Origin of the sequence: Streptomyces lienomycini (genome assembly GCF_027947595.1) — a bacterium.
In the GTDB taxonomy this organism is placed as follows: domain Bacteria; phylum Actinomycetota; class Actinomycetes; order Streptomycetales; family Streptomycetaceae; genus Streptomyces; species Streptomyces lienomycini.
Map to the genome: position 1 here is coordinate 6,435,441 of NZ_CP116257.1, position 13,834 is coordinate 6,449,274.

The following is a 13,834-nucleotide window of genomic DNA, read 5'->3' on the forward strand; positions in this document are numbered from 1 at the left end:
ATGCTTCAAGGCACCTCGCCCCGGCTCCGGGCGTTCGTGTACGCCATCGCCGCGCTCAGCCGCTCGGACGGGGTGGCGTGACGTACGTCACCCGGCTCGGCGTCCCACTCCCGGCCGCCTCCGTACGGCCGCATCTGCACGTACGGCCCCTCGTGCCCTATGACGACGCCGACGCGCCCGCTGCGGAGGTCCACGGCGTAGGTGCCGACGGGCGGCGTCGTCATCATCGAAGCGCCGCCGCGAGTCGCCGCGCGGTCTCGACGGAACACCGCCCCCATTCGACGAGCGGGCAGGGCGCCTCCCGCGCGAGACTCACCGGGTCGAGCCCGAGTGGGGGAAGAATAATTCCCGTCTCCGCGAGCGCCGCGCGCAATTCTTTCACCGTGTCCTCCGCTCCTTCGACGCAGAGCGCCGAGTGCCGTGCTTCCACCGTGTTCCCTTCCCTTTACGGTTTCACTCTTCGTGTCCCCAGAATGCCGCGACGTGCCTACACTCGGCCGGAGTATGCGCACGACAAGTGCGGTTCAGCACATGGGGGTTGGTTATGGCCAATGGTTCACGGCAGGCTGCGTGGGAGTTCTTCTGAACAGAACTGAAACGGCGGCGGGAAGACACCGGAATCACCCAAGTCGGGCTGCGCAAAAGGGCATTCGCCCTCAGGGGCTACATCGGCCAGTTCGAACAGGCAATTCGGAAACCGCAACTGGATGTGGCACAGCGGATTGACGACTCACCGCAAACCGGTGGCGCACTCGCGAGCAATCCGTTCGCTGCCGGCGCACACCCGCAGACGGGCAAGCGCGCGGATGCGACTTGGCCAACGCATGCTGGCGCAAGAACAGCTACAGCGGCGGGAGCGGCGGCGAGGAGTGCCTCGAAGTCACCGACGGTCACCGGCGGCGTGCCCGTCCGGGACAGCAGAGTGAACGGTGGACCCGTGATCGTCGTCGGGTCGGCGGCCTGGACGGAGTTCGTACGCACCGTGGGGCCACTCGCTTCCTTGCCAGTGTCGTGCCTCCACGACCCGAGTAAAGGGCGCTCCGCTGACGCTCCGCGTCGGCTCCGCCGATGGCCCTGCGGGCCACCCTTGACTCGGCTCGCTCCAGCACGAGGGAGAAGCGAGCGAGCGGCCCGGAAAACGGGTGACCGACGCACGCCGGTCCCCCGGGCCGGCCACCCAGTCCCCGGCACGAGGAACGCACCAGCACCTCGCATGCACGCCACGCCGCCTCAGCGGCCAACGGCCAGTGGGCAGCCTGCCAAGACGAGGCGGCCGTCCGCGGGCAGGCAGGCGGCCACGGACAGTCGACCGACTGTAGCCGGGCGGCCGCGAGCGGTTGCGTCCTGCGAAGCGCGAGAACACCGCCCCCCCCGGGACCCCTCCCAAAAACCGAGGACAAAATCGCGATTCTGTCCTCGGTTTTCGACAGGCCCCCCGCCCCCCCATACGACCAATCACCCCCACCGGGCGGCAGACGCTGAACCCACCACGCACCACCCACCCACCCACCCACCAGCAGCGGCACCCACCTACCCACCCACCCACCCACCGGGCGGCAGACGCCCACCCACCGGGTGGCAGACGCTAAGCCCGCCCGGCGTGCTGGCGAGACGCGGACGCGCCCCTCACACCGGGCGACCGGCAAACCGACGTCGGGGACCGACGTACCCGGGACACCCACCCTCCCCCGGCCGCCCGCACGCTTCTCACCCGTGCTGGAGCGAGCCGAGTCAAGGGTGACCCGAAGGGTCATCGCCGAAGGCGACGCGCAGCGACAGCGGAGCGCCCTTGACGCGGATCGCGGAAGCACGACACTGACCAAGAAGCGGGCGGCCCCACAGCCACTCCTCCAACTCCCTGAGCACCCACCACGACTCACGACGAGGCCCCCCATGCGCATGATCTCCGCCGTACTCTTCGACGTCGACGGCGTCCTGCTGGACTCGGCGGCAGCTCACCGCAGGGTGTGGAACTCCTGGGCGCTGTCGCGGGGGCTGGACGCCGAGAAGGTGTGGCGGCTCACCTTCGGCCGGCGCCCGGAGGACACCGTGAAGGATGCCGCGGCCCACCTCGACCCGGCAGCCGAACGGCAGTCGCTCGACGAGCTGTTGGCCAAGGAGAGGGACGGCATCTTGCCGGTCGGCGGAGCCGTGAGGCTGCTGCGGGCCCTGTCCGGGCGAGCCTGGGCGATCGTGACCTCTGGCGACCGGGCCTTCGTGGAGGCCCGTTTCGCGGCGACCGGGCTCCCTCTGCCCGCCGTACGGGTCTACGGCAGCGACGTCGAACAGGCGAAGCCCGCCCCGGACTGTTTCGCGCTGGCCGCCTCCCGCCTCGGTGTGGACCCGTCGGCGTGCGTGGTCGTGGAGGACGCACCGGCGGGCATATGTGCGGCGGTGGCGGCGGGGTGCACCGTGATCGGTCTGACGACGACCCACACGGCAGTGGCACTCAGCCGGGCCCACATGTGCGCGGTGTCTCTCGACGAGGTGCGCGAACTACTGCTTGCCCGAGGGTTTTTGAACACGCCGTGATCAATGTCCTGCCAGGTACGCCACCGCGGTCGCCGGACCTCGACAACACACTGGTCGGGGATGACCCTGAGACGCGTACGTGGGGCAAACCCCCGTGGTTTTCAGGTAGTTGCCCGGATGGAGCGGCCCCCGGGCGTGCGTGAGGCTCGTCGCATGACACAGCGCAAGCGAAGCAGAAGCATCCGCAACGCCGCCATCGTCGGCGTGTCCACCGCCCTCCTCGGCGTCACCGCACCGGTGACCGCCTCCGCGGCGGGCGGGAGTGCGCCCGAAGCCCTCACCTGGTCCGCCTGTGAGGGCACCGGTCTCGACCCCCGGCAGGAGTGCGCCACCCTGGACGTACCGATGGACTACGCCGATCCGGACGGCCCCCGCGTCGAGATGGCCGTCTCGCGCATACCCGCCGAAAGGCCGGGCGTCCGGCGCGGGACCCTGCTCCTCATCGCCGGCGGGCCGGGCGGCTCGAGCCTCAACGACCCCTCGGGGAAGGGGCAGAAGCTGCCCGAGGAGGTCCGCGACGCCTACGACCTCGTCGGGTTCGCACCGCGCGGGCTCGCCCCGTCCACCCCCGTCGACTGCGGGCTGGAGCACGGCGACCTCGCCACCTCGAAGCTCCGCCCCTGGCCCGCCCCCGACGGCTCGGTCGACGGGAACCTCGTCACCGCCCGGCGGATGGCCGACGCGTGTGCGCGCAACGGCGGTGAGCTGATCAATCACCTCAGCACCGCCAACGAGGCCCGTGACATCGACCGCCTCCGGGCCGCGCTCGGGGAGCGGAGGATCTCCGCGTGGGGCGTGTCGTACGGGACGTACGTCGGCGCCGTGTACGGGCAGTTGTTCCCGCACCGCACCGACCGGATCGTGCTGGACAGCGTCGACAACCCCGACCCGGCCCGGGTCAACCGCGCCTGGCTCGCGGCCCACGAGCAGGGGGTCGAGGACACCTTCCCGCACTTCGCCGCCTGGGCGTCGAAGCCCGGCAACCCGGACCGTGTGGCCCGCCGGGCCGCCGATGTGCGGCCGTTGTTCCTGCGGCTGGCCGCCCGGCTGGACCGGGAGCCCATCCCGTGGCCCGGTGCCAATCCGGAGGAGCTGAACGGCAACGTGCTGCGCCAGACCATGCTGGAGACCTTCGCCTCCCCCAGCCGCTACCCGACTCTCGCCCGGCTGATGCGGGCCGCGGAGCAGGGCACCGTGCCGCCCGCGCCCGAGGCACCGCCCGCGGCCGTGCTGCAGAACGTCACCGCCGTGGGCGCCGGGACGCTCTGCAACGACGTGGCGTGGCCCTCGTCCCCGGGCGTGTACGAGAAGGGCGTCGCCGAGAGCCGCGCCAAGTACCCGCTCACCGCCGGTATGCCCCGCAACGCCATGCTCTGCGCGGCCTGGCCCACCGTGCCGCGTGAGGCGCCGGTGCGCATCACGGACCGCGGTCCGTCCAACGTCCTCCTGGTGCAGAACGAACGGGACGTCAACACCCCGCTCGCCGGGGCGGCACTCATGCGGGAGGCGCTCGGTCGGCGTGCGGTCATGGTCACCGTGAACTCCACCGGCCACGACGCCTACCTGGCCAACGGCAACGCCTGCGGGGACGCCGCGGTCTCCCGGTTCCTCGCGACGGGGCAGCGGCCGGACGCGGACGCCTACTGCCGCTGACCGGCCCGCTCAGGTCTGGTCGCCGCCCCCGGCCAGGCCGGCCCGGTACGCCAGGACCACCGCCTGGACGCGATCGCGAAGGTCCAGCTTGGTGAGGATGCGGGAGACGTAGGTCTTCACGGTCTCCGGGCTGATGAACATCTCGGCGGCGATCTCCGCGTTCGACAGACCCTCGCTGACCAGGAGGAGGACTTCGCGCTCGCGGCCGGTGAGGACCTTGAGGCGTTCGAGTTCGGGGGACGCGGGGGCGGCGGGGGGACGCAGGTGTTCGGCGTGGCGGCCGATGAGGGCGCGGGTGACCGCGGGGGACAGCAGGGACTCGCCGCGGGCGACGGTGCGGACCGCGTTGATCAGTTCGGGCGGTGCGGCGTCCTTCAGCAGGAAGCCGCTGGCTCCGGCCCGCAGGGCCTCGTACACGTACGTGTCGACGTTGAACGTGGTGACGATGAGGATCTTCGCGGGGCTGGGGGACGCGGGGCCGGCGAGCTGGCGCGTGGCCTCTATGCCGTCGACGAGGGGCATGCGGATGTCCATGACGACGACGTCCGGTTCCAGTTCCCGCGTGCAGCGGATCGCGGCCCGGCCGTCCGTGGCCTCGCCCACGACCTCCATGTCGGGCTGGGAGGAGAGGATCGTGACGAAGCCGGTGCGCACGAGGGCCTGGTCCTCGCAGATCAGCACCCTGATGGGAGCGGGTGGAACACTCACGCGGTACCTCCCGCGGGGATGCGCGCGTGCACGCGGAACCCGCCCTCCGGGCGGAAGCCCGCCGCGAACTCGCCGCCCAGCGCCTCCACCCGTTCCCGCAGCCCGGTCAGGCCCCGGCCTCCCGAGACGTGCGGGCCGCCGTCGCGGAGGGCGACGGACTCGGCGGTGCCGTCGCCCGCCCCGGCGGTGGTGACCTCGACCTCCGTCCAGTCCGGCGTGTGCGCGAGCCGTACCAGCGTCCGGCGGCCCGGGGCGTACTTCACGGCGTTCGTGAGGGATTCCTGCACGATGCGGTAGGCGGCGAGCCGGGCGCCCACCGCCGTGTCGGGCTGCCGGCCCTCCTCGATCAGTTCGACGGGCTGGCCGCCCGCCCGAATCTGCTCCACCAGATCGGGCACCAGGCCGGGCACCGGCGGCGCCGACCCCTCGGGCCGCGACTCACCGGTCGCCTCCAGCACGCCGAGGAGGAAGCGGAGTTCGGCCAGTGCGCGGCGGCCGCTGCCGTTGATGGCGTGGAGTGCGTCGTTGAGCCGGTCCGGCGACTGTGTGAGGTACTGGGCCGCGCCGGACTGCACGACCATGGCGGTCACATGATGGGTCACCACGTCGTGCAACTCCCTTGCCATACGACTGCGTTCCTCGGCGATGGCCACCTGCGCGGTCAGGCGTCGACGCGCGGCCTCCTGTCTCCGCTGCCTGCGGGCCAGGGCGCCCAGGCCCCACACCGTCACCAGGACCAGGTAGATGAGCAGGAAGTCGATCGGGCCGGTGGGCGAGCCCAGCAGGTGCAGGACGACACAGAACAGCACGCATCCGCCCGTGGCCGTCAGCGGCACGGTCTGCCGGAAGCGTTCCTGGTGGGCGCCCACGGAGTACAGCGCGATGTACAGGCCCAGGCTGCCGAAGGTCGTGGGGGCGCCGAGGGACTGGTGGACCGCGAACGACGCGCCCGTCATGGCGAGGCACGCGGCCGGCCACCGGGTGCGCACCGCGACCGGCAGGGTCTGCCCCAGAGTCAGCAGCACGCTCGCGACGGAGGCCTCCTGGACGGGCAGATCCCCGAACTGCGCCCCGATCAGCGACAACGGGGGCGTGAACGACAGGACCGTGAAGACGAGCGCGAACTCACGGTCCCTGACGACGGCGGGGCGTGCCTCCCACCACCGCCACAGCAGACGCAGCCGCGCGGTCGCGGCGGCCGGCAGGCTCGCGCGGGAGCCGGGGCCCGCCCCGGTCGGTGCCGCCGGACCCGCTGGTACACGAACTGCTTGGCCTTCCCTCATCGATCCATGATCGAGCAACTGTGCGGTCGAAGGGTAATCGGTACGCGGACCGGGCCGTGGGGGGCCGGTCCCCGGCAGGGCGCTCAGGCCCGGTCGACCATCCAGTTGCCGTCCTCCTCGTCGTCGACGCGCACCTCCAGTTCCCGCAGCCCCATGCCCGCGTCCCACAGTTCCCGGAAGCGTTTGAGCCGGTCGCGTACGTAGTCCTGGCGTGCGGTGAGCCGGGTGCGGACGTTGACGTCGCGCAGGTCCTGCTCGATCTCGAACGACACCTCCTCGTCGTAGAGGATGAAGTCGTTGGTGGTCCCGCGCTGGAGGTGCGGAGGCAGTTCGGGCAGGACCGCCGCGCGTACGTCGATGCGGCGCAGTTCCTGCTCCTCGCACAGCCGCAGCAGCCGGTCGTCGAGTTCGCGGGCGCTCTCCAGCAGGAACAGCCGGCGCACGGCGACGCCCTGTTCGTCGATCGCCGCCTGCTGGGCGTCGAGGTAGCGGCCGGCGGGCTCGCTGTTCCAGAACTGCCGGTCGACGGAGGTACTGGTGGCGAGGATGGACTGCTCGGCGGCCCGGGTGAGGGTGAGCATCCAGTCGTGGTTCTCGCCGGGGCACTCCGCGCTCAGGTTGGTGAGGTCCGCCATGTGGCCGACCACCCGGGACATCTCCAGGTGGACGAAGGTGTGGAGGAGGGAGGGGCCCGGCAGCAGGACGTCGGCGAAGCCCTTGGCCAGGTCGGGCACGCTGTCGATGCGGACCGGCACCAGCGGGTGCCCGGACTCGGCGGTCCGGTGGTCGACCTGGGTGACGTGGGTCTCGACCAGCTGCTTGACGTCCTCGGTGTGCCGGGTCAGGCCCGACTTCAGCTCGTCGTCGTACCGGTTCAGGCCGTCGCGTACGGCGGCGGTGTTCTCGGCGAGGGCGCTCTCCACCCGCCGGGTGTGCTGGTCCAGCCGCCGCTGTCCCGGCCGCGGGGCCAGGCCGAGGACGTACTGGACGGCCAGTACGGCGCCGGCGCAGAGCACGGCGGCCGCGAACTGCCGCAGTACGCCGGCGTCCGGGTCCAGGAGCGCCGTGACGCTCCAGAAGAGACCACCGGCGACCACGGCCACCAGCAGCCTGCGGGCCCAGGGGGACTCCCCCCTCGGGTCGAACGGGTTCGTCGTGCGTGCGCTGTCGTCGGGTCGGGGTGACTGTGCCGTGCTCATCTCGCTTCTCCCCCCGTTGGGATACGCGTCGGATCGGGGTGCGGGGATGTGCCTGCGGGTCGGATGCCTGGCCCCCGGGGATCAGGGGCCGCGGTCAGGGCGCTGGTTCCACCTCCCGGTGAGGTGCCGGTATGGCGTGCAGGGTGAGCTGGTCGCGGATGCGCTGCACCAGCGCCTGCCACTGCCGGGTGAATCCCGGCCGCTCCTCCAGCGGGTCCCACAGCGCCGCCAGTTCGGCGGCCACCCGGGCCCGCGGCATCCACAGGTGCAGCAGGTGGTCGACGGCCGGGCGCAGCGTCCGCACGACGGCGCCCGTGTCCTGCGCCGCCCCGGCGCCCAGGCGGAGGCCGTCGAGCATGTGGACGACGGTGGTGAGCAGCCAGTCGTGCAGGGCGAGGTCGTCGCAGAGCGCGGCGAGGTCGGCGTCCGCGGTGCCCTCGGGCACGCGCAGGCGTACGGTGCGCAGTTCGTCCTCGGCCAGGGTGAACCGCTCGATGGAGGGCCCCTCCCCCGCCCCGGCGGGCAGGGCCGCCCAGCGCAGCCGGGTGGGGCGGGACCGGAAGGGCGGGCGCTGGTCGAGCAGCGGGTGGCGCAGCAGACGGGTGAGCAGTCCGTCGGCGATCAGGCCGACGTCGAGGTCGCCGTGGCGCGGGCCGGCGAGCACACCCTGCGCGACCGCTTCGTACGGGAGCTTCCCGAGCGGTTCGACGACCCCGGGCCGCACCAGGTACTCGCCCCACGGCCGTCGCTGGTCGGGGCCGGTGGCGGGCAGCCGGCAGTGCGCCGAGGTCTGCAGGACGCGGCCCTCGGTGAGCGCCGCGTGCGCGGCGACGGTGCCGACGGCGCGGATCCGGGCGCCGTTGGCGCTCGGCAGGGGGCAGTCGACGCCGGTGAGGGTGTCGGGGGAACGCGCGTAGAGACCGGGGCGTTCGGAGAGCAGGACGCGTTCGTCGGCGCGCAGCCCGATGAGCTGGGCGGCGGAGCGGATGTCGAGGGCCTGCCGGGCGGGCAGCAGGCAGGTGCGGATCTCACCGCAGGCGAGTACAGCGGGCGGGGTGCTCTGCCGCTGCGCCATGTCAGGGCCCCGAGTAGTAGACGTAGGAGACGCGGTCGGCGACCGAGTCGGGGACGGGGACGCGTTCGCGACCGGAGCGTTCGACGACCTGGGCCAGCGCTCCGGGGTCGACCTCGATCTGGTCGAGGATCACGCGCACGGCGTGTTCGACGGGCAGGAAGCGGGTGGGCAGGACCGAACAGGTGCGGTAGGCGGAGAAGGGGTCGGCGCGGTCGTTGAGCCGCAGCAGGGACGGCAACTCGTCCCAGTCGTCCGGGAACCGGGCGGCGGTGTGCGGCTGGGGGACGAGAACGGCCTCGCCCCCGTTGCGCAGCGCTCCGAGACGGGCGAGCTGCCAGACGGCGGCGAGGAAGGGGCAGGACCAGGTGCGCTGCCCGTCGGCGTCGTCGCTCCACAGTTCGACGTCGAGGAACACGGAGTGGCGGCGGGCCGCGGTCTCCGTCGGCGGCTGCCAGGCGACGGCCCGCTTCATGGCCTGCGGGGCGCGGGCGACGGGGCTGCGTTCGCCGTTGGCGAGCCAGCCGGTCTGGGCGGCCGGCGGGCGCAGGCCGTAGCTCCCGGGCGGCGGTGACTCGACGATGCGTCCGGCGACCGCCTCGGCGACGGGCACCTTGCCGTTGACGGCGCAGCCGGACTCGCGGGCCAGGTAGTCGACGCTCAGCCCGGCCCGCTCGGCCTCCGCGAGCAGCATGGGGACGACCTCGGCGGGTGTGGAGAAGCGGCTGAAGTAGTCGTCGATGAGGAAGCAGGTGCTGATCCGGGCGCGTTTGCCGCCGGCCCGGGCGGTGGCGGCGGTGCGGGCCGCCTCCACCCAGGGGCGTACCTCGGCGAAGTGCGCGCGCAGCCGTTCGGGCCCGGCCTCGAAGTCCTCCATGTAGAGGTGGCCCAGTTCCAGGGAGAGGTGGGCCAGCGGCACCGACTGGGTGCGCGGCTCGGCGGCCGTCTCGCGGAACACTCCGTCGGTCACGGCCGCCCCCAGTGCGAGTCGTCGGTCAGGCGCCGGGCGATCTCCTCCAGCGCCTCCAGGGTCTCCTTGTTGGCGATCTGGGTGGAGAGCACGTCGTCCTCGGTGATCAACTGCTCGCGCCACTGGAGTATGGGCTCCAGCGGTACGACGCCGAGGACGACGCTGTCGCCGATGCGGTGCTCGGCGGCGAGCCGCCGCAGTGACTCGTCGCAGGCCTGCATCCAGGCGGCCTGCGCGGGCGAACCCTGGGACCACAGCGGGGACTCGGGGTCGGGTACGGCGGCCCGGACGAAGCGGATGGCGGCCCTCAGCGCGTCCTCGTCGTGGCCGCGCTCGACACCGCCGCCGATGATGCCGTGGGCCTTGTGGACGAGGCCCGAGGCGGCGATCACGTGCTGGCGGGTCCAGCGGTGGAAGACCAGCCAGCGGAAGGGGACGTTGCGCATCCGGGGGTGGGCGGTCGCCGCGAGGACCATGTCGACGGCGTAACTGCGCCCGGCGCTGAGGTCGACGAAGGTGACGTCGAACTCGGCGTTGAGCCGGAGCAGCAGGTCGATGCAGCGTTCCAGGGCCTCGTCGCCGATGGCGAACTCGCCGCCGCCCTGGTCGCCGGGGAAGAGCACCAGGCGGCCGGACTGGTTGGGGCGGGAGCGCAGCAGGGGGTGCTCGGTCTGCCGCCAGACGTCGACCCTGGCCGGCTCGGCCGTCTCGCCCTCCAGGTAGGAGTGCAGGCCGCGTTCCTCGGTGCCGCGCACGGCGCCGGGCACGTCGAAGACGGCGGGGGCGGTGGGCGAGCCGAAGTCGAAGTCCACGTAGGCGACGTGGTCGCCGGCGAGAGCACGCTGGTAGGCCAGGTTCGCGCTGGTCACCGAGCGTCCCGTGCCTCCTTTGTCGGAGGCGGCGAAGACGAGCACGCTCACACCTCCTGGGCGGCGGCGCCCCTGGCCTGGGCCAGGGTGTCGAGTTCCTGGAGCACGGGCAGGGCCAGTGCGAAGGCGGTCGCGGGCCGGTCGTCGACCAGGCTGCGGGCGTGGTCGAGGCGGCTTTCGATGCTCCGCATGGCGCGGGCCCTGCTTCCGTCGGGGGCGGCCGACGCCTCCAGCTGCTCCTTGCCGAACAGGTGGGTGGCCTCACTGAGCAGTTCGCGTGCCAGTTCGGCCAGTTCGGGGCTGCGGATGGGCTGTTGCTCGTACAGGTTGCGGGCGGCGACGAGGCATTCGGTGACGCGTTCGGTGATGCTCCAGGACAGGCGCGAGCCGACGTCGTGCGCGTCCGGGAAGACGGCCTGGACGTTGTCCCACAGGCCGGTGCCGGTCTCGTCGTCCAGGCGCCGTGACCACAGGTGTTCGAAGGTCTGCTCGGACAGGCGCAGCAGCCGGTCCTGCGCACCGATGTTCCGGGAGAGTTCGGCGAGCTGGATGCTGCGCTTGAGGAGCTGCGCCGAGAAGTCGGGCATCCGCCACAGCAGTTGCCCGCCGGAGCGCTCGGACCCGGCGAGGGGCATGGTGACGCCGGGGTTGTGCAGCCGGATGGTGGGGTCCCGTCTGGTCATGCGGCTGGTGATCCGGCCCCGGTCGGCGAGGCGTTCCATGACGGCGACGGTGCGGGTGAGGTCGTCGTCGGTCGCCTTCCGGCGGATGAGGTCGTGGACGACGATGGCCGCGACGGTCAGGGAGAAGTACTCGGACTCCAGGCGCAGGCCGGTGGTCTGCCAGGGCAGGTCCTCCAGGGGCCAGCGCTCGGTGCCGAAGCGGGCGATCGCGGACCAGTACTGCTGGCTCAGCTCCCAGCGCAGGCGCAGCATCTCGGCGAGTTTCTGCTGGTCCTCGTCGAGCAGGCCCAGGGTGAGGGTGCGGTCGGAGAACAGGTCCTGGATGCCGTCGAGGGCGACGACGGTGAAGTACACGTAGGGCAGCCGGTCGGCGATGCCCTCGGGCTGGCCGGGGGCCTGGAGGCGCAGGTCGGTGATCTCCGGTGCGTCCTTGACGATGCCCCAGGCCCAGCCGCATTCGAAGAGCTGGCTCTCGTCGCGGATGCCCTCGTCGACCTGGATGCCGCGGGTGAGGCTCTCGATGATGGTGGCGCGCAGCGGGCGCAGCCTTCGGGAGAACTGCTGGAGGACGAGCCGGTCGGACTGGCCGCCCTGGCCGATGACCTGGATCAGCCGCTGGCCCTGCTCGGACTCCGAGTCGAAGACGTTGACGGTGAAGGAGCGCAGCAGGCTGATCATCGCGGCGGTCAGCCGGGCGTTGGTGGCCTCCCTCAGCTCGACGATGGCCTTGCGCACCTCGGGGCGGGTCGTGGTGCCCTCGTAGACCTTGAGGAAACCGAGGGTGGCGAGGCAGAGCGTGACGGACATGGAGTAGGAGTCCACCACGCCCAACTGGCTCTGGGCGTGGGTGATCTCGCCGTCGGGCTGGGAGGGGCGGAAGTAGTGGCCGCCGGCGAAGGTGGGGCTGTCGTCCGTCCCGGTGTGGGTGCGCATGAACTGGGTCAGCGCGGTGATCAGATTGGGCGGGATCTCGAGCCGGCTGCCGACCCGGTCCAGGGCGCGCAGGACGTCACGTTCGGTGGTGTCCGGCTGGTCGAGCCGGAAGGCGGGGACCTCGGTGGCCGGATAGAGCAGGCAGAGCAGGCGTTCGGCGTCGGCGACGCTGCTCAGCCCGTCGGTGTCCCCCCGGACGAGCTTCCCGTCGTCGAACGAGTGACGGGCCATGGCCTGCCAGATGTCCAGCAGGTGCTGGCGTGGCTTGATCTGCATCCCCGCACCCCTCGTACAGATCTCGTTGCGCTGTGTTCAGCATGGTCCCCGTTCCTACGGGGTGGCAATCTCCGAATTGCGCCGTCCCAGGGCGAGGAGCATTCCCTCGTGCCCCGGCCGCACCATGTGGTGCAGATCGTGGATCTCCAGCTCTCCGGTGAAGGGTTCCAGGCTCTCCCTGACCCGGTCCTCGTTCACCCGGTAGGCCGGGTAGTGGTGTTCGCCGACGCGGTAGCCGACGGACTCCTTCATGAACGCGGCGGCGAACGGCGCTCCCTCGCGGAGCGCGTTCATGAAGCACCGGACGCCGCGGTGGAACTCCTCGGGGCACTCGGACATCGAGTCGGCGACGAAGAACATCGTGCCGAGGTCCCAGCGCCGGTGGCCGTCCTCGAGGTCGAACAGGTTGCCGCGCTCCACCCGGACGATCTCGCTGACCAGGGTCCTCGGCTGGACGGCGCGGTAGGCGGGTGCCTCGCGCAGCACCTCCCAGAACGCGTCCCACGCCGTGTCGTACCCGCCCGGGGAGACCTGCTTCTCCAGGTACTCGACGTTCGGGTGGGCGTACTCCAGCAGGAGCACCTTCTCGCACCAGGGCAGCATGGAGAACGCGGGGTACAGGTTGGCGCCCGCGCCGACGTCGACGCCGCGCACCGACCGGGGGGCGACCCCCGCGAAGGCGCGGGTGAAGTAGTCGCGCAGCAACCGGACGATGAGCACGTCGACTTCCAGCGGCGTCCGGTAGTTGTTGTCGACGTACACCTCTGGATCGAACTGCGACCAGGGTGCGTCGGCGTTGCGATCCATAGTCACCCTGCCGCATTCCATTCGATTTTGAACAAATCCCCAGTACTTCGCACGGTAGGTGACCCTGACACATCGGGACAGCGGGGGATTACGCCATCCGCGTCCGACCGGCGCACGTCGGGCGCATGGTCGCACTCCCTAACTCTCCCTTGCGTGAGGGAAGTTGGGCGCTCACTCTAGCCAGAAGCAGGCGCCTGCCGCCACACGGGACCTCATCCCTTCGGGTGGACGGCGGCGACGCCGACGAGTTGACGCACGTCTGACTGGGGGCTGCATGACCGCCGAACCGCTGGAACGATCCCTCGACCGCCCCGACCAGCTCACGCGACCCGACGCCCGCCCGGACGACGACCGGCCACTGGTCCTGCGCACGGCACACGAGGGCGACCTGCCGGAGTTGCGACGACTCGACGAGGAGGTCTTCCGGGAGTTCGCCTATCCCGGGTTCCTGCTGCGTCAGCTCTTCGACATGTACGAGGAGCACTTCCTGGTCCTCGACGACGGCACGGGCCGGCTGCGCGGCTACGTACTGGCCGCCACCCGGGCGCTGGGCGCGGACAGCTGGATACTCGGCCTGTGCGTGACGCAGGACCGGCGCCGCCACGGGCTGGGCCGGGAGCTGATGACGGAGGTCCTGTCACGGCTGCGCCGGGACGGCATCGGCGTGGTCCGCCTCACCGTGGAACCCGCCAACCTCGCGGCCATCTTCCTCTACCGCTCCCTGGGCTTCCGGCCGGAGGAACCCGACGGCGGCCTGCGTCCCGACTACTTCGGTCCGGGCATGCACCGCCAGATCATGCGGCTGGATCTTCCCGGCAGCCTCTGATCCGCGCCGGGCCGGGGGCGGAC

Annotated in this window: 13 protein-coding genes and 1 pseudogene; 5 read left to right on the forward strand and 9 right to left on the reverse strand. The window is 71.7% G+C overall.

The genetic code is table 11. From position 1 onward, the window contains the following. Positions 1 to 5: 5 nt before the first annotated feature. Complete coding sequence (locus BJ961_RS29385) at positions 6 to 227, reverse strand: hypothetical protein (RefSeq protein ID WP_271415811.1); 222 nt, start codon at positions 225 to 227, stop codon at positions 6 to 8. A 365-nt stretch (positions 228 to 592) separates the two neighbouring features. Here BJ961_RS29385 and BJ961_RS29395 point away from each other — a divergent pair. From BJ961_RS29395 to BJ961_RS29410, 4 genes and pseudogenes are all read left to right on the forward strand, one after another. Continuing rightward, positions 593 to 748 (forward strand): annotated as a pseudogene (locus BJ961_RS29395) (transcriptional regulator); the annotation flags it as partial. A gap of 153 nt (positions 749 to 901) precedes the next feature. Further along, positions 902 to 1,741 (forward strand): DUF397 domain-containing protein, encoded by an 840-nt coding sequence (locus tag BJ961_RS36060; protein ID WP_333782107.1) that lies wholly within the window; start codon positions 902 to 904, stop codon positions 1,739 to 1,741. Between the two features lie 152 nt (positions 1,742 to 1,893). Further along, on the forward strand, positions 1,894 to 2,532 hold the full coding sequence (locus BJ961_RS29405) for an HAD-IA family hydrolase (protein ID WP_271415813.1): 639 nt from the start codon (positions 1,894 to 1,896) through the stop codon (positions 2,530 to 2,532). 153 nt (positions 2,533 to 2,685) lie between these two features. Next, a complete protein-coding gene (locus BJ961_RS29410) occupies positions 2,686 to 4,185 on the forward strand; it encodes an alpha/beta hydrolase (protein WP_271415814.1) in 1,500 nt (499 codons plus the stop codon). A 9-nt stretch (positions 4,186 to 4,194) separates the two neighbouring features. On the opposite strand, the gene BJ961_RS29415 is transcribed toward BJ961_RS29410, so the two are convergent. The 8 genes from BJ961_RS29415 to BJ961_RS29450 form a co-directional block, all read right to left on the reverse strand. Further along, positions 4,195 to 4,893: a response regulator gene (locus BJ961_RS29415; protein ID WP_271415815.1), complete on the reverse strand. Its 699-nt coding sequence runs from the start codon at positions 4,891 to 4,893 to the stop codon at positions 4,195 to 4,197. Continuing rightward, on the reverse strand, positions 4,890 to 6,176 hold the full coding sequence (locus BJ961_RS29420) for a sensor histidine kinase (RefSeq protein WP_271415816.1): 1,287 nt from the start codon (positions 6,174 to 6,176) through the stop codon (positions 4,890 to 4,892). The genes BJ961_RS29415 and BJ961_RS29420 overlap by 4 nt, the downstream gene beginning before the upstream one ends. Before the next feature lie 83 nt (positions 6,177 to 6,259). After that, a complete protein-coding gene (locus BJ961_RS29425; RefSeq protein ID WP_271415817.1) occupies positions 6,260 to 7,375 on the reverse strand; it encodes a hypothetical protein in 1,116 nt (371 codons plus the stop codon). A gap of 94 nt (positions 7,376 to 7,469) precedes the next feature. Continuing rightward, positions 7,470 to 8,450, reverse strand: a complete 981-nt coding sequence (locus BJ961_RS29430; protein WP_271415818.1) for an SCO2521 family protein — start codon at positions 8,448 to 8,450, stop codon at positions 7,470 to 7,472. Position 8,451: 1 nt separating this feature from the next. Further along, the gene (locus BJ961_RS29435) at positions 8,452 to 9,417 is read right to left on the reverse strand and encodes an SCO2522 family protein (RefSeq protein ID WP_271415819.1); all 966 of its coding nucleotides are present in this window, start codon (positions 9,415 to 9,417) and stop codon (positions 8,452 to 8,454) included. Beyond that, positions 9,414 to 10,331 (reverse strand): SCO2523 family variant P-loop protein, encoded by a 918-nt coding sequence (locus BJ961_RS29440; RefSeq protein WP_271417203.1) that lies wholly within the window; start codon positions 10,329 to 10,331, stop codon positions 9,414 to 9,416. Before BJ961_RS29440 ends, BJ961_RS29435 begins: the two co-directional genes overlap by 4 nt. A gap of 2 nt (positions 10,332 to 10,333) precedes the next feature. Then, positions 10,334 to 12,178, reverse strand: a complete 1,845-nt coding sequence (locus BJ961_RS29445) for an SCO2524 family protein (RefSeq protein WP_271415820.1) — start codon at positions 12,176 to 12,178, stop codon at positions 10,334 to 10,336. A 54-nt stretch (positions 12,179 to 12,232) separates the two neighbouring features. Continuing rightward, positions 12,233 to 13,006 carry an SCO2525 family SAM-dependent methyltransferase gene (locus tag BJ961_RS29450; protein WP_271415821.1) on the reverse strand — a complete coding sequence of 258 codons (774 nt, stop codon included), beginning with the start codon at positions 13,004 to 13,006 and terminating at the stop codon, positions 12,233 to 12,235. Between the two features lie 253 nt (positions 13,007 to 13,259). Between BJ961_RS29450 and BJ961_RS29455 the strand changes: the two genes are divergently transcribed. Then, positions 13,260 to 13,811 (forward strand): GNAT family N-acetyltransferase, encoded by a 552-nt coding sequence (locus tag BJ961_RS29455; protein ID WP_271415822.1) that lies wholly within the window; start codon positions 13,260 to 13,262, stop codon positions 13,809 to 13,811. The last annotated feature ends 23 nt before the right edge of the window (positions 13,812 to 13,834 follow it).